The organism is Methylomonas stagni (assembly GCF_050154735.1).
GTDB lineage: Bacteria > Pseudomonadota > Gammaproteobacteria > Methylococcales > Methylomonadaceae > Methylomonas > Methylomonas koyamae_A.
On the sequence record NZ_CP189557.1, the window covers coordinates 3,514,480 to 3,539,136 of the forward strand.

The window sequence follows — 24,657 nt, forward strand, 5'->3', positions numbered from 1 at the left end:
AGCTCTCATGGCCGTAGGAACCGTTACTGTTGTCACCGGCACCGTTACCGCGCTTTCCGCCGACGGCGGCCGGCGCATACTGCAGGTGGGCGACCGCATCGACGCGACGGACATCTTGGAGACCGCCGACGGCGCCAGCCTGGTGGTTGCATTGGATGGCGGCGGCAGTCTGGACATGGGCGGTAACGACCGGATGGCGCTTGGCGACGCGTTGCCGGACGGTGGCGATATAACCGGCAACGGCCAAGCGCAAGCCAGCGGCCCTAGCGTGGAAGACATTCAGGCCGCGTTGTTGGCCGGCCAGGATCCGACCAAGGTTGCCGATCCCACCGCGGCCGGCGCACCGGCGGCCGGCGGCGGACCCGGCGGCGGCAATGAAGGCCACGGCATCGTCAGCATCGATTATTTAAATCCCGTCGCGCCGGTCAACAACGGCTTCGATACGATAGGCCCGGTCGTGGCGTTCAACGACATCGCCCCGCAAGTCCTGCTACTCGATCCGCGCCGCCTGCCTGCAACCGCGGACGGCGGGCTCAACCAACCGCCGATCGCGGTCGACGACGGCTCGAGCGGATTGCCGGCCGGCACGCCGGTCACCTTGGACGTGCTCGGCAACGATAGCGACCCGGACGGCAGCCTGGACCCGACCAGCGTGCAAATCGTCGGCACCGCCGCGCCCGGACAGTCACTAACGGTGGCCGGGGAGGGCGTGTGGAGTGTGGACCCCGTCAGCGGTGCGATCACGTTTACCCCCGCCGCCGACTTCGTCGGCGATCCGAGCCCGATCCAATATACCGTCGCGGACAATCTCGGCCTACGTTCCGATCCAGCCACGGTCAGTATCGACTACAACCTACCGCCGGTGGCCGGCGACGACGGCATCTCCGGCCTAGTTCCAGGCAACGCCGCGACATTAAAGGTATTGAGCAACGACAGCGACCCGGACGGTAGCGTCGATCCGACCAGTATTCAGATTGTCGGCACGTCGGCGCCGGGCCAAGCGCTAGTGGTCGCGGGCCAGGGCACCTGGAGTGTCGACCTCGAGTCCGGCACCATCACGTTTACGCCGGTCGCCGGCTTCATCGGCGACCCGACCCCGATTCAATACACCATCGCCGATAATCTGGGTTTGCGTTCGGAGCCGGCCACGGTCAGCGTCGATTACGCCCCGGCGGTCACCGCGCTCGATTCGGCTGTCGACGAAAGCGACGCCGACCGATCCGTGACAGCAGCATTGACGATAGACGGCGCGGCGCCGGCTTCGGTCACGTTGGCCGCCGCCGGCGCCACCTGGAACCCGGCGACGCAGACATTGACCGATGATGGCGGCCATTACACCGTGAAGGTCGAAAACGGCACCTATCAATTTACACTGCTACAACCGCTGGCCCACACCGGCAGCGGCAACCCACTGGCATTCGACATCTCGGCAAGCTTGACCGCCGCCGATGGCAGTAGCGCGAATACCGATTTTACCGTAACGGTTTACGACGACGGCCCCACCATCACCAATGCCAACGGTCAACTGAAAGATTCCGTCGGCGAAGCGTTAACGCAGTTGATCGATTACGACTTGGGATTCGACGGCTTGGGCAGTGTTACGCTGAACCTGCCCGAAATTTCCGCTAACGGCGCGCCCTGGCAATTGACGTCGGACGCCGACGCGGTCAGCTTCGCGGTTGCCGACACCAACGCGGACGGCTTGGACGAAATCTACGCCTTCATCGACAAAGGCCCTCAGGGATTGGATGCCAGCGACCGGATGGTGTTTACGTTGACGCCGACGCAAAACGGCTCCGCAATCGGCGATTACACGCTAACGCTCTACCAAGTACTGGATCTGCCCCCGGCCGATAGCGTGACGCTCGGCTTCGGCACCACCAGCACCGGGCCCGCCGGACAAGTGGCGGTCGGCAATTCTCTGCTGGTGACGGGCAGCGACCTTAATGTCGCCAACGGTCACATCGGGATAGGCAACGCCAGCCTGGACAAGGGCGAATCGATTACCTACCAGTTCGGAACGGTCGATAACTTCGATGTATCCGTCAAACAATTGGTGAATTCGGTACAGTTGCAGGAATTCAACACCAATAGCGGCGCCGATGCGTTTCGCTGGACCGCCTATCGCGACGGCGCCGTGGTCGGTAGTAAGACTGTGAGTTTTACCGCGACGGCCGGCGGCGATTACGCGCCGGCGATCACCGTGGACGGCGGTTACGATACGCTGAAGATTCAGGTGATCTCCGGCGGTTTCGAGGTTGGCGGTCTGAAATACCTGAATTTGCCCAACACCCAGCAGCTCGATTTGAAATTCGGTTTTACCGCGACCGATGGCGACGGCGACAGCGTGACCGGCAGCTTTACCGTCGACACCGGGGCCTTGCTGACGACACAATTGCAAACCCCGGCCAGCGTATTGGAACACCCCGATAGCTTGCACGCGCTGTCCACGCCGTAAAATCGAAACCTCCAGGCATAAAAAAACCGGCTCGCGCCGGTTTTTTTGCTGACAGCGTAACGCTAAATCAAATGCCGGCGTCCGCCAACGCCCAACACACCGAGCAAGCCGGTCGTAAACAGCCAAGTCGCGGCCGGCAGAGGTACCGCGGCCACCGAATAAGTCAGCGTCGCTTGCAAGGATGGCGGAAATTGGTCGGACAAGCCGCTGTTGAACAAATCCAGATCGACCCCATCGGACAAGGTCAATCGAATCACGACCCGACCGTCCTGAGTCCAGTTAACGATGTCGTCGCCGCTAATATCGAAACTTCTGGTCCAACGTACCCAGGAAATGTCGCCGCCCTCGGCGCCCAATTCGGTGGCCGTGCCGTAGCCGGTTTGCGGCCGCGCATCCCAATCGTAAAGATAGTAATCGTCGCCGGGGACGTAGCTGTCGAGCACGACGGCGTTGACCGATTCGTTGGCGGCGTCGATCGTGTAATCGCCGGTGGCGCTGATCGTGAACACGCCATCAATGAAGGTGGCGATGACGGCTTCTGGAATTTCGAAGTCGAAGGTTCTGGCGGTATTGCTCGGCGAGAAGACTTCAGAAGTGTAGGTAACCTGGTTGGGCGGGGTGTAGGTAACCGTGGTGGCATTCGCGTGAGAAGCGGCGAAGGCCATTCCCAGCAAGGCGAAGAGTTTGGATAACGTGGTCTGCATAAGGACTTACCCATGACTAAAAAGGATGGTCCAATTCTACGCGATCCACGCTCGGCAGGCCACTGGACTAACGGGAAACTCGTCTCTTTACGATACGGAATGTTCGGTATCGGTCCGCAAGCGGCAAGCCGCCGCCGATTGCGATTTTTCGATCGCGGCGCAAAGCCAACAAATTGGCCGAAAGCCTCCCAAAAAACATGCTTGCGCCGACCATTTCGGGTATCCTTTTTAAGCTCATCCCACGTTATTCCAGGTTCCGAAATGACCAACAATACCGACATTGCCGGCAAACACGATATCGACCCCGCGGAAACGCAAGAATGGATGGAGGCGCTACAGGCGGTCATCGAAAAGGAAGGCAGCGACCGCGCCAGCTACCTGATCGAAACCCTGCTTGAAACCGCCAGGCAATCCGGTCTGGACATACCCTTCTCCGCCAACACCCCCTACATCAACACCATTCCGGTCGATAAACAGCCGAAATACCCCGGCAACACCGACATCGAACGTACCGTCCGCTCCTACGTGCGCTGGAACGCGATGATGATGGTGCTGCGCGCCAACAAATACACCAATGTCGGCGGCCATATCGCCAGCTTCGCGTCGGCGATCACCTTGTACGACGTCGGCCAAAATCATTTCTGGAACGCCGCTTCGGACAAACACGGCGGCGACCTGATTTTCTCGCAAGGCCATTCGGCGCCCGGCACCTATGCCCACGCCTTCTTGCTGGGGCGCTTGACTGAAGAACAAATGGACAATTTCCGCCAGGAAGTCGGCGGCAACGGCTTGTCGTCCTATCCGCATCCCTGGCTGATGCCGGAGTTCTGGCAATTTCCGACCGTGTCGATGGGCCTGGGGCCTATCATGGCGATTTACCAAGCCCGCTTCATGCGCTACATGCAGGATCGCGGCATGACCAATACCGACGGCCGCAAAGTTTGGGCCTTCCTCGGCGATGGCGAAACCGACGAGCCGGAAACCCTGGGCGCGATCGGCATGGCCGGCCGCGAAAAACTGGATAATCTGATTTTCGTCGTCAACTGCAACCTGCAACGTCTGGACGGCCCGGTACGCGGCAACGGCAAGATCATTCAGGAATTGGAAGGCAACTTCCGCGGCGCCAACTGGAACGTCATCAAAGTCATCTGGGGCCGGCGCTGGGACGCCATCCTGGCGCGCGACAAGGACGGCTTGGTGGTCAAACGCATGATGGAATGCGTCGATGGCGACTACCAGACCTTCAAATCCAAGGACGGCGCCTACGTCCGGGAAAAGTTCTTCAATACGCCGGAACTCAAGGAATTGGTTAAGGATTACACCGACCGGGACATCTGGGAACTGAATCGCGGCGGTCACGACCCGATCAAGGTGTTCGCGGCCTACAACGCGGCGGCCAACCACCAAGGCCAGCCGACCGTGATTCTGGCCAAAACCATCAAAGGCTACGGCATGGGCGATTCCGGCCAGGCGCAAAACACCAGCCATCAGCAAAAGAAGATGAGTCTGGAGTCGATCAAAGCCATCCGCGACCGCTACCAATTGCCGATTAGCGACGAAGAACTACCCAATTTGCCCTACATCCGCTTCGCGGAAGATTCCGAAGAACTCAAATATTTGCGGCAACGCCGCGTCGATCTGGGCGGCTATTTGCCCGCGCGACGCCCTAAATCCTATCCTCTGGAAATTCCGGCTCTGCCGGCCTTCAAAGCCCTGCTGGAAGGCACCGGCGAAGGTCACGAGATTTCAACGACGATGGCCTTCGTCCGTATCCTCAACATCCTGGTCAAGGACAAGCAAATCGGCAAGCGGGTCGTGCCCATCGTCCCCGACGAATCCCGCACCTTCGGCATGGAAGGCATGTTCCGCCAATTGGGCATCTGGTCGCAGGTCGGCCAGCTTTACACGCCGCAAGACGCCGAACAACTGATGTTCTACAAGGAAGACAAGCACGGCCAAGTGTTGCAGGAAGGCATCAACGAAGCCGGCGGTCTGTGCGACTGGATCGCGGCCGGTACCGCCTATTCGACCCACGGCGTGCCGATGATTCCGTTCTTCATTTACTACTCGATGTTCGGTTTCCAACGCGTCGCCGATTTGATCTGGGCCGCCGCCGATCAACGCACCCGCGGCTTCCTGCTAGGCGGCACCGCCGGTCGCACTACCTTGAACGGCGAAGGCTTGCAACACGAAGACGGCCACAGCCATTTGGTGGCGGCGACCGTACCGAACTGCTATTCCTACGATCCGACCTTCGCCTGCGAACTGGCCGTGATCGTCCACGACGGCTTGCGCCGCATGTACGTCGAACAGGAAGACATTTTCTACTACATCACCTTGATGAACGAAAACTACGATCAACCCGTGTTGGTCGAAGGTTCGGAAACCGATATTCTGAAGGGCATGTATTTGTTCAAGAAAGGCCCGAACAGCAAAAAGCCGCGCGTGCAGCTGCTGGGTTCCGGCACGATCTTTATCGAGGTCATCGAAGCCGCCGGATTACTCCACGACGATTGGGGCGTCGATGCCGACTTGTGGAGTTGCCCCAGTTTCACCGAACTGGCGCGCGACGGTCAAAGCTGCGAGCGCTGGAACCGGCTGCATCCCACCGAAAAGCCGCGTACCACGCATATCGAACATTGTCTGGGCGGCGCGAAAGGCCCTATCGTCGCCGCGACCGACTACATGCGCGCCTTTGCCGAACAAATTCGGCCTTGGGTCAAACAACCTTACACGGTCTTGGGTACCGACGGCTTCGGCCGGTCCGACACCCGCGCCAATTTGCGCAGTTTCTTCGAGGTGGACCGCTACCACGTGGCCGTCGCCGCGCTGCACGCGCTGGCCCAAGCCGGCGAGTTCGACGCCGCGAAAGTCGAGGTGGCCATCGCCAAATACAATATCAATCCCAACGTCACCGCGCCCTGGTTGATTTAACGGCTGATTTAACGGAAAGCGACACATGAGTTCTTTAATCGAAGTAAAAGTCCCCGACGTCGGCAACGTGCCGGAAATCGACATTGTTGAGGTATTGGTCCAGCCCGGCGACGTCGTCGCCATCGAGCAAACCCTGGCGGTCATGGAAACCGACAAGGCGACCATGGACCTGCCATCCAGCGCGGCCGGCATCATCAAGGCCGTGCATATCAAGCCGGGCGACAAAGTCGCCGAAGGCAGCCTGATCGCCACCGTCGAAGTCGGCGAAGCCGCTGCCGTGCCCGCGGTTGCCGAGGCAACGCCCGCGCCGGCCCCAGCGGAACCCGCCGAAGTCGTTCTCGCTCCGGTCGCCGAAGCGCCCAAACCCGAAGCGGCTAAACCGGCGCCAGCGCCTGCCGCTCCGGTCGTTGCCAGCGCCGAAGGCTTTAAACCTCACGCCACGCCCAGCGTGCGCTTGTTCGCCCGCGAACTCGGCGTCGATTTGAGCAAAATTCCCGCCGGCAGCGGCCGCAAGGGACGCATCCTGCAAGACGACGTGAAAAACTTCGTCAAGCAAGCGATGACCTCGGCGCCGGCGACAACCGGCGGTGCCGGCATACCAGCGATTCCGGCCGTCGATTTCAGCCAGTTCGGTGAAATCGAGGAAAAACCGTTAAGCAAAATCAAGCGTCTGACCGGCCAAAACTTGACCCGCGTCTGGCTGAACCTGCCGCTGGTGACTTACCATGATGAAGTTTCTATCGACGAGATGGAAGAATTCCGCAAATCCGTCAACGCCGGCCAAGGCAAGGACGGCGTCAAGCTGACCGGCCTGGTGTTCATCATGAAGGCGTTGGTCGCGGCGATGCAAAAGTATCCGGCGTTCAACAGTTCCTTGTCTCCGGAAGGCGACAAGCTGTACTTCAAGAAATATTTCCATATCGGCATCGCCGTCGATACCCCGAACGGTTTGGTGGTGCCGGTGATAAGGGACGTCGACAAGAAAGGCATTTTCCAACTGTCGACCGAGTTGGCCGAAATGAGCGAACTGGCCAGACTCGGCAAGTTGAAACCCGCCGACATGCAGGGCGGTTGCATGACCATTTCCAGCCTGGGCGGCATCGGCGGCACCGCGTTCACGCCCATCGTCAACGCCCCGGAAGTCGCGATCCTGGGCGTGACTCGTTCCAAGGTGCAACCGATCTGGAACGGAAAGGAATTCGAACCGAAACTGATGCTACCCTTGGACATCACCTACGACCACCGCGTCATCGACGGCGCCGAGGGCGCGCGTTTCATGGAAGCGCTGAAAGCCAATCTGGCGGATATTCGGCGCTTGTTGTTGTAGACAGGTTTCCATTTTTGGCTACAAGATCGCGCATTAGAATGCGAGTTACAATCGGGGTTATGTTCGGGTAGCTCGCTTCAGTCGATAGAATTCAGGGTGCAAACGGAATCGGCGGCATGGTTGTATAGATCGATGGGACGGATGAGATAAGAAATGACCTTCGACAGCCAATTTTACGGCCCGGTTTTCGGTCAATTGCTGGCCGAACAGCGCTTGATGGATTTAGGTCCGGGACAGCCTGAACCGAGTGTTTACGACACCTTGAACTCACTGCAAACCGAAACGGCATTCGCACCGCGCGTCGTCAAGGACAGCAATTATGCGGCGCTGTGTATTGCCGGGCTTTGGCTGTATTACGACTATCTCGAACAAAGCCATCGAATCAGCCAAAAAATAACCGGGCCTTCCGGGAGTTATTGGCACGCGATCATGCACCGCCGCGAACCGGACAGCGGCAACAGCAAGTATTGGCTGGATCGCACCGGCCGCCACCCGATTTTTCCCGACTTGAACCGGCAAGTTCAACGGTTGCTTGCCGATCAGGAATTGCCCGGCATGGCGGGCTTTTTGGGTAAACTGCCCGAATGGGACGCCTACGGTTTCGTCGACCTGTGCGAGCTGGGCCGAAAGGGTGACGCGGAAATCGAAATGCTGTGCCGACGGATTCAAGCGCTGGAATGGCGCTTGTTATTCGATTTTTGTTTTCAGGCGGCGACGGTTTGCCACTGCTAAGCTCGCCACCAGCTAACGCCAAAATAGCGGCAAATCCTCCGGTGTTACGCTCCAACAAGCCACCGTCAAAAACCAGGTTTGCCGGATGCTCCGGGTCGGAGCCGGAGCTTGGCGGATAGTCCGGCACCTCTTTTCTAACGCGCAATCACTCTTCCGGCCGGACTATTCCCCCTAACCGCCTCGTTATACATGTCGAAGCCGCTGGCCGGCGGTATCGCAACATTACCGGGACGGCCGACTTTCCAAACTTGGTATAAGGTTAAATCCCCACCGGGTTGTAGCTTGGCGACGCGAACGATGCGGTCCGGGTAGCGCTGGGTTTCCTTGACGTTGGCCCAATAGTTGTCGTCGCTGGCTTGCAATTTGGCGTCGGCCAAGTAGGTTTGGTCGTTCTCCTGGCCTTCCGCCAACGCCGGAATTCCATCTTCGACGACGACGAATTCGCTGCCGGTTGGCAAACGACCCGGCTCGTCATGCCGTTTGATCCGGATTTCGCTGACTACCACATCGCCGAGGCTTAGCGGCTGGTTCAAGTCGATCGATTCGTTGCCGCTCGACGTGATGCGGCGAAAAACCCGCTCGACGGTCAGACCGGCCGCGCGAGCGCTAACCGCCGGATACGGCACATCCACTTGCAAGCTGGCCGAGGCCACGTCGGTATCGCTTAACTCGGCAATGCGGATGTCCGCCAGCTCGCCGGCCGCCGGCAATGAGTCGAAACGCCCCAGATAACCGCCGGGTATTCGATTCAAATTACCCAGCACGCGGCCGGCCGCGCTGGCTTTCAAGGACCTTGCCTTGGCGTTTTGCGCGGCGGCGGCTTCCTTGCTGAGTAGTTCGCGGGTGTTGAAGATCACTTGGGCCGTGTCGTAAGTCGAAGTCCAATAGCCGTGTTGCTGAGTTTGCAGCAGCAGGCGTTTGAGTTTGGTTTCCAGAGCCTGAGGTAGTTCACCGGCCGTAAACAAAACGCCTAGTCCTTCGGAAACCGCGCTGGGCAATCCGAAGCCAAAACCCAATCGGCCATACAACTCGCCGCGCTCGGACTGATAAGTACCCGGATCAATCGCGTCCAAGGCTTGTTGCAAGCGGGCAACCAAGCGTTTTTGCAGATCGGATTTGTCCTGCAAGGCTTGATTGAAACTGTGCCAGCTAATGGTTCGATAGGCGGTGACCAAACGTAGCGCGGCGGTCAAGTCGGCGGCACCGGCCCGATCGTCGGCATACACTCGGGCGACGAAATCGGCCTGCTGCTGCCATGGCCCTTGGTAAATGTAAGTGGCGGCGGTGTAGCCGGCCAGCGTAAAACCGTCCGAAGCTTGGTTGCTAGCGGCCTGCTGCTCCAGCCAGACCACGCCTTTCCCGTAGGCGGAGGCGGCGCCGTCGATCTTCAACTCCTCGGCGTATTTCAAGGCCTGCATCGCAATCAAGGTAACCGGTACGCTGGCGGCGCTGTCGTTGGGCCACAATCCGAAACCGCCGTCGGCTTTTTGGTTTTGTATCAATTTGCGGATACCCAGCGCGGCATTTTGCTTGGCACGCTGCAAGGGCTTTTCGAGCGGTCCGAGTTGCTCGGCTTTCAAACCGGCCCGCTCGATCAAGTCCAGCAGCACCAGATTCGGCACCGTGCTATGCGCCAATTGTTCGGTACAGCCGTAAGGGTATTGCGCCAGCATGGCCGCTGCTTGCAAGGCCGCGCCGAGCAAGCCGGAATTGACCCGCACCGTCAGTTGCTTGGCTTGGGCTGGTTCCGGAATATCGAAATGCAAACCGCCATCGCGGCGTTCGGCTGCATAGACTTGCGGTAGCGCGGCCGGCTGAATAGACAGATCGAAGGTCTCGGCACCACCGACCTTGACCGGCGCCGGCGCGGTCAAACCCACCCTCAGGGACGCGTTGCCGGATTCGACGGCCGCCCGTAAACGCAGCGGCCACAGTTGTTCGGCCTTGCCGGCCAGTTCGGCAGCCCAGGCAAGCTCACCGCTTTGTCGCTGCAGCGATTCCGAAAGACTCAGATCGCCGGTCAGCTTAACCGGATCGGCCAAGTGGTTGGTCAACTTCACGGCCAATTCGACTTCGTCGCCGCCGCGCAAAAATTGCGGGCCGACGGTATCGACGGCGATGTCGGTCTTGGTGCGAAATTGGCCGGTCGTTTCGCCGAGCCTGCCGTCCTTGTCGCTGGCGATCGCGGTGACCAGCCATTCGGTGACGTTGGCAGGCATATCGACATCGATAGCGGCAACCCCGTTGGCATCGGTAACGACATGCGGAAACCAGCCGGCGGTATCGCGCATCGCTTTCTTCGCCAGCTTGCTTTGACTTTTCAAGGCACTCAGCGCGAAATTGGGTTTGCGTAACAAATCGGCGTAACCGTAGCCTTGCAGGTCATCGGAGTAAAAAGTGGATAAATTGCTGCGTTGCAGCGGGTAGAAAAAGTCGAAAATGCCGGGCCGGAATTCAGCTTGCACCGCGTAAACGGCGCGATCGACAATGGACACCGCCAATTCGGTGTCGGCGGCCGGCGTGCCGTCGGCGCGCTTGACTTGAAGTTTGATTTGGGTCGGCTTCAGCGGCTCGGCTTCGGCTTGGGCCGGTTCGATGGCGATTTGCAAACGCTTGTCCCACGGCACGATTCTGAAACCCAGCGTCTGTTCCTTAAATTTGCCGCCAGCCACCGGCACGGTCACGGTATGGTAAAAGCCGGTACCAAATTCGGGTTTGGCGGTCACGTCGAACCATCGACTGCGGCCTTGCACCTGAGCGCTACGGCTATCGAACAACTTGGCACCCGCCACGGTTTCCCAGATTGCCCCGCGCTCGTTATTTCCCCAGGCCTTGGGCAGCAGCGCGAAGATCCTGGCTTGCTCGCCGGGGCTGAGAATAGTGGTCGGCGTGTACAACTCCAGTTCCGGATTGTCCGCCACCGCTTCGCCACCGCTGCCGGCGACAATCAAGGTTGCCGCTTGCGACTCCGCGGCATGGTTCATCACTCTGCCGGCCAAGGTTTCCAAGCGGGCGACCGCCGACAAGCGACCGTATTGTTGCAGGGCCGGGATCGTCAATACTTGCTGGCCGCGTTCGTCGGTTTGGAATTCCAGTTTGACCAGACCGCGCTTAGCCGAACCGGGTTGGTCAATCAAAACATCGACCACGCCACCGGCCCCGGCGGCGGGATTGCCGTCCGGATAGCTGGTTTGCAGCAACAGTTGCAGATCGTTGTCGCCAACCGCTGCGACGGTTTTATTGAAGCGTAACGCCGGCTGGGCTTCCGACAGGGTCGCGTACAGGTTGTCGGTCAAAATCGCACTGCCGCCGGCCGTATCCTGGGCGCGCACCATCAGGGTATAAATCCATTCCTGTTCGGGTTTGGGCTGTTTGGCATCGGCTTGAGCCTCGACCGGCACCGTGAATTCGAAGCTGCCGTCGCCGTTTTCGGCCAGTTTGGCGGCGGTTTCCCACGGGTTGCTGGCATCGACGGCTTGACGCGCTTCGATCGAACTGAACAATCGCTGCGGCTGGCTCAGCGGTGCCGCGGATTTGATCTGACCAAAATAATCGTTGCCGGCCGTCAAACCGGCGCCGGCCTCGCTGACGAATTGCGGCACCTCGAATTTCTTACGGTACAGAAACACCTCGAACTTGACGTTCTGCGGTGCACCGCCGCTGTAGCGCTTGGCGCGGAATTTCAAGTTAAAGGTTTGGCCGGGTTGCACGCTGGAACTGCGATCCAGCCATTCCAGATAAAAAGTCGGCTTGATGTAATCGCGCACCCGGAATTCGCCGCCATAGGCTTTTTGGTCGATCTGGGCCAGCAAGCGGTACAAGCCCGGCGTCTGTGCGGGGTCCAAATCGAAGCTGCCGGAAAACGAACCGAAATCGGTCAACAGGGTTTGGCCTTGCAAACCGGTGGCGTTGCCGTCGGCGCGCAGCAACGAAACGTCGGTTTGCCTGGATTGAAAAGCCGGTATTTGCAACCGTCCATCCTGCATGTTGCGGACGATACCCTTGTAGAAAAAGGTTTCGCCGGGCTTGAAGATCGGCCGGTCGGTCATGACAAACACCGCGTCGTCCTTGGCCTGAGTCGGTAGAAAGTCCGTCGCGGTCAGCGCGGTGCGCGGTGCTTCGCCCGGCTTGCCGGCCGGCGCATCGACCCTGACCAGCAATTTGCCGTCCAGAATTCCGTCGGGGTTGTCGAAACGCAATTCGCCGACGGTATCGGAAGCACCCGGGATCGCCCGCCAACGCCCGCGCCCGTCGCGAACGCTGACCTTGGCGCCGGCCACCGGTTGCAGATCGCGGTTCATCGTCCGCACCAGCAATTGCTCGCTGGATTGCTTGACTTGGACCGCCAAGCTGCTGACCTGAATCAAGCATTGCGCCTCGGTTTTGCCTTGCACGGCCTGCAATAAATAAAGGCCGTCCGGCAAGGGCTCGAGCGCGACTTGCCTAACCTTGTAACGGTTTTCACTCCAGGCGTCTTCGTTAAACCACCAACCCAAATCGTGGGTTTGCCGGCCGTTGCGTTGTAAATCCAGATAGCTTTCCCTGACAACGCTAAAACCTTTAGGCGCCGCGACCAAAATCTGTTGCGGCACCGAGACCAGCGGTTTTTCGGTGACGGTCAGTACCGAGCCGCTAAAGTTGGTTTCTTTCAACGCCTTGCGGAACTCCACATCCAACAGGCCGCGCAACAGCTTCAACGGCGATTGGGCGTTATTCAGACCCTTGGCGAAATAGTGGCCCGGATTGAGTTCGTTAACGGGTTGTTCGTAACTGCGACTGACATTGAATTGACCATTCAAAAAATTTTCCAGGTTGTCGGCCTTCAATACCCGAAGCAACATGGGCTGGTCGGTGACGGTGTAATCGAGGCGTACGGCCGGCGACTCGGTATTGGAAAAGCTGCGCTCGGCGGTCAGGTAAAGGGACTCCCGGCCCAGGCTGGTCCGGCGCAAGCCAGCGTCAGCAACCCGGCGAGGGTCCAGCATAGCCCGATTGAGAGCGCTGCGACGCGCGGATTATCGGGGACCGCGGCCGGACAAGTTGAAAATACCCATCGAGCGAAAGCTCGAATCGACGAGTCCGCCCGTCTACCTGGACCGAAAATATCCAACATGTCCCTTCCTCCCCGTTCTATCGCCCGAACTTCGAATGCGCCGCATTCGACGCTGCGTTAACAGCAAAGCCGCCGGCGCCAATCGCGACGGCGATACCTAACCCGCCAACTGCGTCGGCCGGCTTTTGGCCGTTAATGTTAGCAGGCCGAAGCGCGGCTTGCCGCGTTCGACCCGAGGAGAAAACCGCGCCGCTCGGCACCGACCCAAATTCCGGGGCGCCTGAAAACGCCGAATCAGGTGATCACGTCAGGTGCGTTACGGCCGGTACGCCGTTTGACTTCGCAAAACTGCTCGGCGAGCGCGATCAAATCGGCCAAGGCTTCTTGAGCATCCTGATCGTGTTTGGCGACGTCGCGTTCGTAACGCTCCAGATAGATTCGCAACGTGGCGCCCACCGTACCGGTGCCCGACAAACGGAACACGATACGCGAGCCGTTGGCGAAGCCGATGCGTATGCCTTGCGCGCTGCTGACGCTGCCGTCCACCGGATCGGTGTAGCTGAATTCGTCGGCACATTTGACCGTGTAATCGCCCCAAGTTTTGCCGGGCAAGCCGTTCAGCAGGCCGCGCAAGTGATCGAGTATGCCGTTGGCGATATCGCTATCGACAGCCTCATAGTCGTGCCGGCAATAGATGTCGCGGCCATACGTTTGCCAATGTTCGCGGACGATATCGGCGACCGGTTGGCGTTTGCGGGCGATCAGGTTCAACCAAAACAAGACCGCCCACAAGCCATCCTTCTCGCGCACGTGATTGGAACCGGAACCGAAGCTTTCTTCGCCGCAGATCGTGATTTTGTCGGCGTCGAGCAAATTGCCGAAAAACTTCCAGCCGGTTGGGGTTTCGTAGCAGGGTAGGCTGAGTTTGTCGGCGACTCGATCGACAGCCTGGCTGGTCGGCATCGACCGAGCCACGCCGCTGATACCCTTGGCATAGGCCGGAATCAGTTTGGCGTTGGCGGCCATGATCGCCAAACTGTCGCTGGGCGTGACGAAAATATTGGCGCCCATGATCATGTTGCGGTCGCCATCGCCGTCGGATGCCGCGCCGAACACCGGGGCGTCCGCGCCGAACATGATTTCGGCCAGCTCATGGGCATGCGCGAGATTCGGGTCAGGGTGACCGCCGCCGAAATCTTCCAGCGGTACGGCATTGAACACCGAGCCCGGCGTAGCGCCAAGCTCCTCTTCCAATATTTTTTTGGCGTAGGGACCGGTGATGGCATGCATGGCATCGAACTTTAGCGTGATCAAACCGGCGGCAATGCTTTGTTTAATCAATTCGAAATCGAAAATGTCGGCCATCAACGCGGCGTAATCGGCCACCGGATCGATGATGCTAACCTTCACACCGGCGATTTGTTGCTCGCCAAGCGTATCCAGATCGATGTCCGCGACCTCCGCGCTCCGATATTCGGCAATAACTTTGGTATTAGCGTAGAGTGCATCGGTGAACTTCTCCGGGGCCGGGCCGCCGTTGCCGACGTTGTACTTGATGCCGAAATCTTCGTCAGGTCCGCCGGGATTGTGACTAGCCGATAGAACTATGCCACCGAAGGCTTTGTATTTCCTGATAATATTCGACGCGGCAGGGGTGGACAATAAGCCGCCTTGGCCTATAATGAGCTTACCGAAACCGTTGGCGATCGCCATTTTGATGATGATCTGAATGGCTTGTCGATTGAAATAGCGACCGTCTCCGCCGATGACCAGGGTGTCGCCTTGGAAGCCGTCCAAGCTATTGAATATGGATTGGACGAAGTTTTGCAGATAATTCGGTTGTTGGAAAACGCTTACTTTTTTCCGTAGCCCCGATGTGCCGGGCTTTTGATCGTCATAGGCAGTGGTTTTGGTGATTGTTATTGTCATATGCTACCCTTTGTTTTACCGCGTTTCGAAAGGGTTAAATTACACCAAAACCCCGGTTATTTACAGATTGCCATGCTGAAGAAAAAATTATCGAAGGTTTTTGTCCTAATTGGCTGTCTAGGGTCCTCGGTAAGTCTGGCGTCGGACGTCTGGCTGCTGGTCGATACCGAAAAGCTGAACATGGAGGTCAAGAAAGGCGAAAAAACGCTTGCCGTGCTGGAAAATATCGCCATAGGCCGTAGCGGCGCGGGCAAGAAAAGCCATCGCGGCGACGATGTGACACCGCTCGGCAACTACCGTATCGGCTGGATCAATCAGAAAAGCTCGTTTCGTAAGTTTTTCGGCTTGACCTATCCGGATGTCGACCACGCCGACGAAGCCTTGAAACAAGGCAAAATCGATTTGGGCACCTACGAAGCCATCGCCCGGGCGCATACTGCCGGCCAAATTCCGCCGCAAAACACCGAATTGGGAGGTCAGATTGGTATCCATGGCTTGGGTAGTGCCAATCTCGCCATTCATAAAACCACAAACTGGACACACGGATGTATCGCATTGACTAACGAACAAATAGACTTGTTAAGTCAATGGGTGGAAAAAGGGACGCTTGTCACCGTGAAATAATGTTGGTAAAAACCAAAAAAATGTTGGACAATTGCCACCGTTTTTTCATTTTATTTTTTGAAACCACAATCAAGGGGAAAACACCATGATGAAAGCCATTAAATTATCAGCAGTTGTTGCCGTTGCAGCTCTGGCTACTGGTTGCGCCAGCACTTCAGATATCGAAAACCTGCAAGGTCAAATCGACAGCCTGAAACCACAAGTTTCCGCTGCCTCTGCTGACGCCGCTTCCGCCAAAGCTGCCGCTGCCGAAGCCGCTGCTAAAGCTGCCGCTGCCGAAGCTGCTGCTAACCGTGCCGCTCAATATGCTCAAGACACCAACAGCAAATTGGACCGCATGTTCAAAAAATCACAACACAAATAAGCTTTATTATTTGAGTTGCCGATTAAAAAAGCCCGTGAACCGAAAGGTTCACGGGCTTTTTTTGTTGTCCCGAGTTAGCGGTCAGTGCGCCTGACTTTGTACGATAGCCGGCGTTTGCACGGGTCTCTCGTAAATCGCAATCGGAATGCCGCTGGCTTTTTCGAGAGCGGCTTTCAAAATCGCCCCCTTGATGACCGGCATCTTGCCGCCATTGGCTTGTTCGATTAAATCCAATGCCACATGCAAGCGTTGCTCGAAAGTCGCGGGCGTCTCTTCCATTTGCGGATAGGTTTCCAGATACAAGGTATCGTGATACCAGCCAACCTTGATCGGCTGATTGACAATATTGACCGTGGTACCGGTTTTCACCATCGGGAAGAACTGCTCAATATCGGCGGGATACATCCTGATGCAGCCATGGCTGACGCGCATGCCGACGCCATTGGTTTTGTTGGTGCTATGGATCAAATAACCGGGAATGCCCAGGCGAAACGCGTACAACCCCAACGGGTTGTCGGGACCGGGCGGGTAATACGGCTCCAGAACATCGCCATCGGCCAAATGTTCGGCAATGATGGATTTAGGCGGCGTCCACGATGGCCGCTCGGTTTTACCGAGAATCCGGGTTTTGCCAAGCGGCGTTTTCCAGTCGTCCTCCCTGCCTATGCCGATCGCATACGTCACTACCTTGGTAGCGTCCGGAAAGTAGTAAATTCGCATTTCCGGCAAATTGATCACAATCCCTTCGCGGGGCGCATTAGGCAGTAAAAAACTGCTGGGAATACGCACCTGAGCGCCGGCGCCCGGCAACCAGCGGTCGACGTAAGGGTTGGCCAACACAATTTGATCCTGCCCCAGCCTGAAATTGACGGCGATATCGATCAACGTGTCTTCTTGTTTGGCCGCAACATATTTGACCTCGTGCGGCGGATTGCCGATCAGGCTATCGCCGGGCCGGTCCGGCGGCGGCAAGGTCAAGGCCGAGGCCGACGGGACGGCCGCGACCACACCTATCAACAGGCTTATCAATAATCGGGTTTTCATTGAACCTTACCTTCAACGTTAAATAATTCGAGCAGACGCGGCAGGAACTGGGCAAGTTCCGCGGTCATAATCGAAAAATCGGCATCGAATTGCTCGACTTCGTCGAACGCCTCGATATTCGCGGCTTGTTCCTGCACTAAATCCAGGAATTTCAGGCGCTTAATCGCCAAATTCTCGTCGAGCACAAACGATAGCCTATCCGTCCAATTCATCGCTAATTTAATGACTTGTTTTCCGGTATCCAAATGATTTTTGATCTCCGGCAAACCCAGGTCGTGGCGCTTGCAGCGAATAATTGCGCCCTCTTCCTCGGGTGATCGCAATTCGCATTCGTCTTCGATGACAATGTCACCAGGGGCTTGGTTTGATAGCAGCCACCGGGTCATCACGCTGGAGGCCATGCCGTTGCCGGCAATCGGCGTCACCGGCAACGAGCCCAGGCATTTGCGTAACAGGCTCAATAAGTCCTCGGCTTTCTTCGCCGAGGCAGCGTCAACAACCAGCCAACCACCTCGACTGTCGATGTAGGCATAGGTCTTTTTGGAAAAGGAAAAGGCTCTCGGCAATAAATCAAAAATTAATTCGTCCTTCAGCCGACTGCGTTCCTTGGCCGGCAGTTTGCGAGCTTCGCGCTCTTCGATTTCAGTAATCCGATCCTGTAGCATCTCGTTAACGACCGAACCGGGAACCACCTTTTCCTCTTTCTTGGCGCAAACCATCAAAAAGCCATTGTTGACGTGCGCGAGGTCGTCGGACGCCCGCCCCAACGGCGAAGTCCAGCCGAAACTGAAGGTGTCGTGGCTACCACATGGCTTGAAAGGAGACTCAGCCAGTTTTTGTTGCACGGCGTCGGCGGACAACTCGAACGGCTCGGAAAACCGATAGACGGCAAGATTCTTAAACCACATGAAAAGACTCTGTCAAAAACCGGCCATTATCGCAAATTTGTTGAATCCTTAGAACTGGCCAATTGGGGAAACCGCCGAATCGTCCAAGTCGGACGGATCGCTTCATTATCAGTTATTCACATTTAGCCATTAAAGACGAGACTGTAAAAAAGCTTGACAAAATAACTCGTTGAATTCAAAAGAGTAAAGACAAGCCATTGATAAATAATGTATTTTTATTGGCCAATTTCTGTACAATTTAAGCTCGCTTCAGGAAAACCGGGGAATTCGACCGGAAATCGCCGCTCAACTCACAGACTTATCCACAGCTTCTGTGACTATCCGGACTTTTCCCTGCCGGGGCAATCATTTATCGGCGACAACTCCCTGACTATCCTAAAGCGCCGGACAAAACCTGACCATGGCTTTCCATCAGGTTTGTTAAGATATGCCGAACACGGCACTCCGGCCGCCGTCTATCGGCCGTAACTGGGGCGACACCATGCTTTCCACTTGGGAAAATCTGCTGATTGGCGCCATGGCGCTTTTGATTTTATTCTGGATGCAACCCGGCATCAAAGCCGCGTTGGCCCGCAGCCGGCAAGCACCATCCGACTGGGGCGGCTTGATCGTGCCGCTCGTCATGGTCGTGATGTTTGTGCTGTTCCTCATCGCAATGGTTTGAAATGAACGAAGAATTTTATCTGGAAGACGAAGACGACGAAGTCGAGTATTACGCGGTACGCCCAAACAAGACGCGCATCAAAAAGGAAATCGCCGAAGTGTTTGCGATGGCCGAGGAAATCTGTGGCTTGTCGGCAGCCCAAATCGCCGAATTCGAGCTGCCGGAACCGATAGAGCAAGCCTTGCGTGATGCCGGCAAAATGGGGCAAAACGCCGCCAAGAAGCGTCTGCTGAAATACATCACCGCGCGGATGCGCGAGCTCGATACCGACGCGATCCGCGAAAAGCTGGACCGCCTCAAAAACCGCAGCGCCCATGCGGTGCGCGAGCACCACCAGGCCGAACGCTGGCGCGACGCATTATTGGCCGACTCCGGTAACGGTCAAATTACCGAATTGGTCGGCGAATATCCGGACGCCGACACCCAGCATCTGCGTCAGTTGCAACGCAATGCTCAGAAAGAAGCGAAGGATGGCAAACCGCCGAAGGCCGCAAGGCAGCTGTATCAATACTTGAAACAGCTGATCGCCGATGCCGGCGCGGCCTACCAAAGCGAATCCGACGACGACACCGAAAGCATCGAATGAGCCCGAACGGGTCCGCCTCAGCGACCCGCCACGCGCATTTGCGCCAATATCCAGCTCTGCCGCCTAGCGACATAAGCGCTGGGTCTATCGGCTTTCAGCAGTAGAGGATTCGGCAGCGTCGCGGCCAACAATGCGGCTTGCGCCGGCGTCATCTGTTGGGCGGGAACGCCGAAATAACGGCGGCTGGCCGCTTCGACGCCGAATAAATGATCGCCGAATTCGGCAATGTTCAAATAGATCTCGAGTATCCGCTGTTTGCTCCAGAACGCCTCGATCAGCACGGTAAACCAAATCTCCAGTGCCTTTCTGGTCCAATTTCGGGCCGGACTCAGAAACAAATTTTTCGCGACTTGCTGACTGATCGTGCTGGCGCCCCGCAGCTTGCCACCGCGCGCATGGTGCGACCATGCCTTGCCGATCGCCTCGACATCGAAGCCGTTGTGCTGAAAAAACAATTGATCTTCCGAAGCCACCACCGCCGCATAGGCATGCGGGGATATACGCCCGCCGTCGACCCACTGCTGGGAGATCGGCCGATAGTCCTTGCCTGCCTGCCAATCTTCCCAATGCCGGTTCAACATGAAAGCCGAGGTTGGCGGCGGTAAGTAGCGCAATACCGCGACGCTCAGCACCGACCCCACGACGAAAGCGGCAAGCGCATAGCCGAATCCCCGTTTCAGAGAACGCCACCAAGATGAAGCCGCGGCCGGCCGAAAGCGGCGGGCCGGGGTGCGGTAACGTTCGGGATGTCGGAAATGTCTCAAGCTAAGTTCGGCGGCGGTAAATTTCCCGGACATTATCCATGATTCGCGCCAGAGCGACCGAAGTGCGGGAAATGCCGCTACGATTTGTATTTTTTACGGAATTTAACATAGTTTTTAACGAATTCCGTGTCGATCGACCTAGGCATGGCGCATCGCGCTTGGCCTGGTTGTTTTGGCATACCACTTGCTAAATTAAAGGCGGCATCAAGGATGTTAAGTTCTCTCCCCCGTGAACATGGAAAACAACGACGCCAAGGAATACCTGGATAAAAGCTTGGACATCGGCTTTTATCCAGGCAGGGACGACCCATCGTGCCATCCGCACCCATTCCCAAACATAACAATCCAATCTCGGTCCTCGCGCCGATTCGCAGTATCATCCGAACTTTGCGATTTCGTCCTAGACCGCCATGAAAAATCACCATCGCTTGTTACTTGGCCTCGTACTGGGCGCCGCGGCCGGATTGATCGGCCACGAATACGCAGGCTGGTTGCCGCTGCAACTGAGCGTTCGCTATGTGCTGGAACCGTTGGGGCAAATCTTTTTGCGGCTGATTTTCATGGTCGTGGTGCCGATGGTCGTCAGCGGCCTGATACTGGGGGTATTCCAACTCAGCAGCCACCACGGCCTGGCGCGGGTGGCGCGGCGCACGCTGCTGTTCACGTTGTTGGCCAGTTCCGCATCGGTTGCGATCGGCATCACTCTGGTGAATATCGCCGAACCCGGTGTCGGCGTCGAAATTCCCCAAAACGGCGAAACCACGGCGGTCGGCGGCATCCGCCGAAACGCCGAACAAGCCAAACCCATCGAACAAACCTTGTTGGATATTATTCCCAAGAATCCATTCGCGACCGCCTCGCAAGCGTTGGAAGGCGAAATGCTGGCGCTGATGTTTTTCTCGCTGGTGTTCGGCGCGGCCTTGGCCGCGATCACGGCCGGCAAGGCGTCGCGTTGGGTCGAATTGCTGGAAGAAAGCTATACCGCCAGCTTGGTCGTCGTCGATTGGGCGATGCGTCTGGCGCCGTTGGCGGTATTCGCGTTGGTGTTTCAATCGACTTTCAAATTCGGCCACCACATTTTGGTGTCGCTGGGATTTTACGTGGCCGTTGTCGTCGGCGGCTTGCTGCTGCAGCAAGCCCTGGTGTATTCGGCATTGTTGAAAACCTTTACCCAGCGGTCGCCGCTGGCGTTTTTCGGGATTGTCGGGAAGTCTATCTATACGCTTTCGCGACTGCGTCGTCCAATGCCACACTGCCGCGCTCGCTGGAACTGGCCGAGCGCGATTTGGCGATCAAACCGGAAATCGCCCGCTTCGTGCTGACGATAGGTTCGACCGCCAATCAAAACGGCACCGCGCTGTTCGAGGGCATTACCGTGCTGTTCCTGGCCCAGGTCTACGGGGTCGATCTGTCGATGGCCGAACAGGTTAGAGTCGTGATGATGGCGATATTGGCCGGCATCGGCACCGCCGGCGTACCGGGCGGCTCGCTGCCGCTGATTATGATTTTGACGCAACAGGTCGGCATTCCGGCCGAAGGCATGGGGCTGATCCTGGGCGTGGACCGTTTCTTGGACATGTGCCGGACTACCCTAAACGTTAGCGGCGATTTGGTGATCGCCGCCTTGGTGAACCAGCCCGAACCGGCCGAAGCCGAGTAAGCCGCCGGCCGGGATATGCCGCGCAACACGCGAGTTTCGCGCCAATCGCCACCGGTCTGTGATATTCAACACTTGCAGGGCCTGATTCGGCCCTGTATCGTTGCCCGAATCTTTGCGCCGATAAGCTCACATGTCCGATTCCGCCACACAAAAACTGATCCTGGTCGACGGTTCGTCGTTCCTGTTCCGCGCCTTTCATGCCGTTCCGCCGCTGACCAATGCGCAAGGCGAACCGACCAACGCGATTTACGGCGTTTCCAACATGCTGCGCAAACTGATCAACGATTACAACACGCCGTATTTCGCGGTGGTGTTCGACGCGCCGGGCAAGACTTTTCGCCACGACATGTACGAGCAATACAAGGCCCATCGCCCGCCGATGCCGGACGATTTGCGGGTGCAAATCCAACCCTTGCACGAACTGATTCGGGCGCTGGGGCTGCCGCTGATTATCGAGCACTGCGTCGAGGCCGACGACGTGTTGGGCTGCTTGGCGCAAAGCGCGGCCCGCCAGGGCTTCCAGGTCGTCATTTCCACCGGTGACAAGGACATGGCGCAATTGGTCAACGATCAAATCATCCTGGAAAATTCAATGACCAATACCCGGATGGACATCGCCGGCGTGATCGACAAATTCGGCGTCAAGCCCGAGCAAATCATCGATTATCTGGCCTTGATGGGCGACGCGGTCGATAACATTCCCGGCGTGCCCAAGGTTGGCCCGAAGACCGCCGCCAAGTGGTTGCAGGAATACGGTACGCTGGACAATCTGATCGCCCACGCCTCCGACATCAAAGGCAAAATCGGCGACAACCTCCGCGACGCGCTGGGTCAGTTGCCGCTATCGCGCGAGCTAACCACGATCAAATGCGACGTGGCGCTGCACTACACGCTGGACGACCTGAAACGCAAGGAACCGAACATCCCGGCCCTGAAAAACCAGTTGGGGCAACTCGGCTTCAGCAGCTGGCTAAAGACCTTGAACGGCGACGCCGCGCCTTCGACTACCGCGGTTTCCGACATTGCGGAGAGCCTGGACGGAAACGCTGGAGCAAGCTCCGAATCCGCCGCCGCGTTGAGCAGAGAGTATCAAACCATCCTCGATCAAGCCGATTTCGAGTCCTGGCTGGCGGCGCTCGCGCGAGCCGATCTGTTTGCGTTCGACACCGAAACCAGCGGCCTGAATTACAGCGACGCGCAAATCGTCGGCGTCTCGTTCGCGGTGGAAGCCGGTCGGGCCGCCTATTTGCCGTTGGCGCACGATTATCCGGACGCGCCGGCCCAACTCGACCGGGAAAGTGTGTTGGCGGCCTTGCGGCCACTGTTGGAAGATCCCGCGAAAGCCAAGCTCGGCCAAAACCTGAAATACGACGCCCACGTGCTGGCCAACCACGGCATCGCGTTGCGCGGCATCCGCCACGATACGATGCTGGAATCCTACGTACTCAATAGTACCGCCACCAAGCACAATATGGACGACCTAGCCAAGCACTACCTCGGCGTCGAAACCATTCATTTCGAAGACGTGTGCGGCAAGGGTGCCAAGCAGATCGGCTTTGCCGAGGTCGCCATCGACCAAGCCACCGAGTATGCCGCCGAAGACGCCGACATCACCTTGCGTTTGCACCAAACCTTGTCGGCGCAATTGCAACGGCAACCCGGTCTTTGGGCGCTGTATAACGAGATCGAAGTGCCGCTGATCGACGTGTTGACCCGCATCGAAGCCAACGGCGTGTTGATCGATAGCGATATGCTGGCGCAGCAAAGCCAGGAACTCGCCGATCGGATGATAGGCCTGGAAATCCAGGCCCACGATCTGGCCGGTTCGACCTTCAACCTGGGCTCGCCCAAGCAAATCCAGGAAATTCTGTACGACCGCCAAAAATTGCCGGTACTTAAGAAGACGCCGAAAGGCCAGCCGTCCACCGATGAATCGGTGCTGCAGGAACTGGCAATCGATTATCCGTTGCCGCGAGTGATTTTGGAGCATCGGGGCATGAGCAAGCTGAAATCGACGTATACCGACAAACTGCCGCAACAGATCAATCCTAAGACAGGCCGGGTGCATACCTCCTACCATCAGGCGGTCGCGGCGACCGGCCGGCTGTCGTCCACCGATCCCAATCTGCAGAACATTCCGATCCGTAGCGAAGAGGGCCGCAAAATTCGCCAGGCCTTCATCGCTCCACCCGGCTATAAAATCGTCGCCGCCGACTATTCGCAGATCGAACTGCGGATCATGGCGCATTTGTCCGGCGACGCCGGCTTGCTGAAAGCCTTTGCCGACGGCGAAGACGTTCACCGCGCCACCGCCGCCGAAGTGTTCGAAGTCGCGCCGGACCAAGTTACCCACGATTTGCGCCGTTCGGCCAAGGCCATCAATTTCGGCTTGATCTACGGCATGTCGGCCTTCGGTCTGGCGCAACAGTTGGGTCTGCCGCGCAATCAGGCCCAGTCCTACATCGATCTGTATTTCAGCCGCTATCCCGGCGTCAAACGCTACATGGACGACATCCGCGAACAGGCCAAGCGCCTTGGCTACGTCGAAACGATCTTCGGTCGCCGCCTGTATTTGCCGGACATCAACGCCCGCAACGCCGCCCAGCGCCAATATGCCGAGCGCACCGCGATCAACGCGCCGATGCAGGGCAGCGCCGCCGACATTATCAAACGGGCGATGATCGCCTGCCATCACTGGATAGAAACCAGCGGCGCCGACCTGAACATGATCATGCAGGTACACGACGAATTGGTGTTCGAAGTGGCCGAAACCCAGCTCGACGCCAGCATCGCCCAAATCGTCGCCATCATGTCCAACGCCGCCGAGTTGGCCGTGCCCCTGCTCGTGGAAGCCGGAACCGGCGCGAATTGGGACGAGGCGCATTGATCGGCATGGGAGACGGGCG

Annotated in this window: 15 protein-coding genes and 1 pseudogene; 10 read left to right on the forward strand and 6 right to left on the reverse strand. The window is 57.9% G+C overall.

Going from position 1 to position 24,657, the window contains the following annotated elements:
* Window positions 1–7 precede the first annotated feature (7 nt).
* The gene (locus tag ACP4CD_RS16180; RefSeq protein ID WP_426991645.1) at window positions 8–2,458 is read left to right on the forward strand and encodes a retention module-containing protein; all 2,451 of its coding nucleotides are present in this window, start codon (window positions 8–10) and stop codon (window positions 2,456–2,458) included.
* 62 nt (window positions 2,459–2,520) lie between these two features.
* Here the strand turns inward: ACP4CD_RS16180 and ACP4CD_RS16185 are convergent, their stop codons facing one another.
* On the reverse strand, window positions 2,521–3,162 hold the full coding sequence (locus tag ACP4CD_RS16185; RefSeq protein ID WP_071160118.1) for a hypothetical protein: 642 nt from the start codon (window positions 3,160–3,162) through the stop codon (window positions 2,521–2,523).
* 261 nt (window positions 3,163–3,423) lie between these two features.
* Here ACP4CD_RS16185 and aceE point away from each other — a divergent pair, with 261 nt between their 5' ends.
* The 3 genes from aceE (at window position 3,424) to ACP4CD_RS16200 (ending at window position 8,155) form a co-directional block, all read left to right on the forward strand.
* The gene (gene aceE / locus ACP4CD_RS16190) at window positions 3,424–6,096 is read left to right on the forward strand and encodes a pyruvate dehydrogenase (acetyl-transferring), homodimeric type (RefSeq protein ID WP_426991646.1); all 2,673 of its coding nucleotides are present in this window, start codon (window positions 3,424–3,426) and stop codon (window positions 6,094–6,096) included.
* A gap of 25 nt (window positions 6,097–6,121) precedes the next feature.
* Window positions 6,122–7,423 carry a dihydrolipoyllysine-residue acetyltransferase gene (aceF, locus tag ACP4CD_RS16195; protein WP_426991647.1) on the forward strand — a complete coding sequence of 434 codons (1,302 nt, stop codon included), beginning with the start codon at window positions 6,122–6,124 and terminating at the stop codon, window positions 7,421–7,423.
* A 153-nt stretch (window positions 7,424–7,576) separates the two neighbouring features.
* Window positions 7,577–8,155 (forward strand): hypothetical protein, encoded by a 579-nt coding sequence (locus tag ACP4CD_RS16200; RefSeq protein WP_426991649.1) that lies wholly within the window; start codon window positions 7,577–7,579, stop codon window positions 8,153–8,155.
* A 134-nt stretch (window positions 8,156–8,289) separates the two neighbouring features.
* Here the strand turns inward: ACP4CD_RS16200 and ACP4CD_RS16205 are convergent, their stop codons facing one another.
* Window positions 8,290–13,140, reverse strand: coding sequence for an MG2 domain-containing protein (locus tag ACP4CD_RS16205; protein ID WP_426991651.1), 4,851 nt, complete (start codon window positions 13,138–13,140; stop codon window positions 8,290–8,292).
* A 362-nt stretch (window positions 13,141–13,502) separates the two neighbouring features.
* The gene (locus ACP4CD_RS16210) at window positions 13,503–15,137 is read right to left on the reverse strand and encodes an alpha-D-glucose phosphate-specific phosphoglucomutase (protein WP_426991652.1); all 1,635 of its coding nucleotides are present in this window, start codon (window positions 15,135–15,137) and stop codon (window positions 13,503–13,505) included.
* Between the two features lie 72 nt (window positions 15,138–15,209).
* Between ACP4CD_RS16210 and ACP4CD_RS16215 the strand changes: the two genes are divergently transcribed.
* On the forward strand, window positions 15,210–15,761 hold the full coding sequence (locus tag ACP4CD_RS16215) for a L,D-transpeptidase family protein (RefSeq protein WP_064026526.1): 552 nt from the start codon (window positions 15,210–15,212) through the stop codon (window positions 15,759–15,761).
* An 85-nt stretch (window positions 15,762–15,846) separates the two neighbouring features.
* On the forward strand, window positions 15,847–16,125 hold the full coding sequence (locus ACP4CD_RS16220) for an Lpp/OprI family alanine-zipper lipoprotein (RefSeq protein WP_082885413.1): 279 nt from the start codon (window positions 15,847–15,849) through the stop codon (window positions 16,123–16,125).
* A gap of 81 nt (window positions 16,126–16,206) precedes the next feature.
* Here the strand turns inward: ACP4CD_RS16220 and ACP4CD_RS16225 are convergent, their stop codons facing one another.
* Window positions 16,207–17,169 carry a L,D-transpeptidase family protein gene (locus ACP4CD_RS16225; protein WP_064026458.1) on the reverse strand — a complete coding sequence of 321 codons (963 nt, stop codon included), beginning with the start codon at window positions 17,167–17,169 and terminating at the stop codon, window positions 16,207–16,209.
* Window positions 17,166–18,077: a recombination-associated protein RdgC gene (gene rdgC, locus ACP4CD_RS16230; RefSeq protein WP_071160101.1), complete on the reverse strand. Its 912-nt coding sequence runs from the start codon at window positions 18,075–18,077 to the stop codon at window positions 17,166–17,168. Before rdgC ends, ACP4CD_RS16225 begins: the two co-directional genes overlap by 4 nt.
* 427 nt (window positions 18,078–18,504) lie before the next feature.
* Here rdgC and ACP4CD_RS16235 point away from each other — a divergent pair, with 427 nt between their 5' ends.
* Window positions 18,505–18,741, forward strand: coding sequence for a hypothetical protein (locus ACP4CD_RS16235; protein WP_426991654.1), 237 nt, complete (start codon window positions 18,505–18,507; stop codon window positions 18,739–18,741).
* Between the two features lies 1 nt (window position 18,742).
* Window positions 18,743–19,327 carry a ribosome biogenesis factor YjgA gene (yjgA, locus tag ACP4CD_RS16240; RefSeq protein WP_064026462.1) on the forward strand — a complete coding sequence of 195 codons (585 nt, stop codon included), beginning with the start codon at window positions 18,743–18,745 and terminating at the stop codon, window positions 19,325–19,327.
* A gap of 17 nt (window positions 19,328–19,344) precedes the next feature.
* On the opposite strand, the gene mtgA is transcribed toward yjgA, so the two are convergent.
* Window positions 19,345–20,124: a monofunctional biosynthetic peptidoglycan transglycosylase gene (mtgA, locus tag ACP4CD_RS16245; RefSeq protein WP_426991655.1), complete on the reverse strand. Its 780-nt coding sequence runs from the start codon at window positions 20,122–20,124 to the stop codon at window positions 19,345–19,347.
* A 377-nt stretch (window positions 20,125–20,501) separates the two neighbouring features.
* On the opposite strand from mtgA, the pseudogene ACP4CD_RS16250 reads away from it, so the two are divergent.
* A pseudogene (locus tag ACP4CD_RS16250) lies at window positions 20,502–21,751 on the forward strand (dicarboxylate/amino acid:cation symporter).
* Window positions 21,752–21,881: 130 nt separating this feature from the next.
* The gene (polA, locus tag ACP4CD_RS16255; RefSeq protein ID WP_426991656.1) at window positions 21,882–24,638 is read left to right on the forward strand and encodes a DNA polymerase I; all 2,757 of its coding nucleotides are present in this window, start codon (window positions 21,882–21,884) and stop codon (window positions 24,636–24,638) included.
* Window positions 24,639–24,657 lie beyond the last annotated feature (19 nt).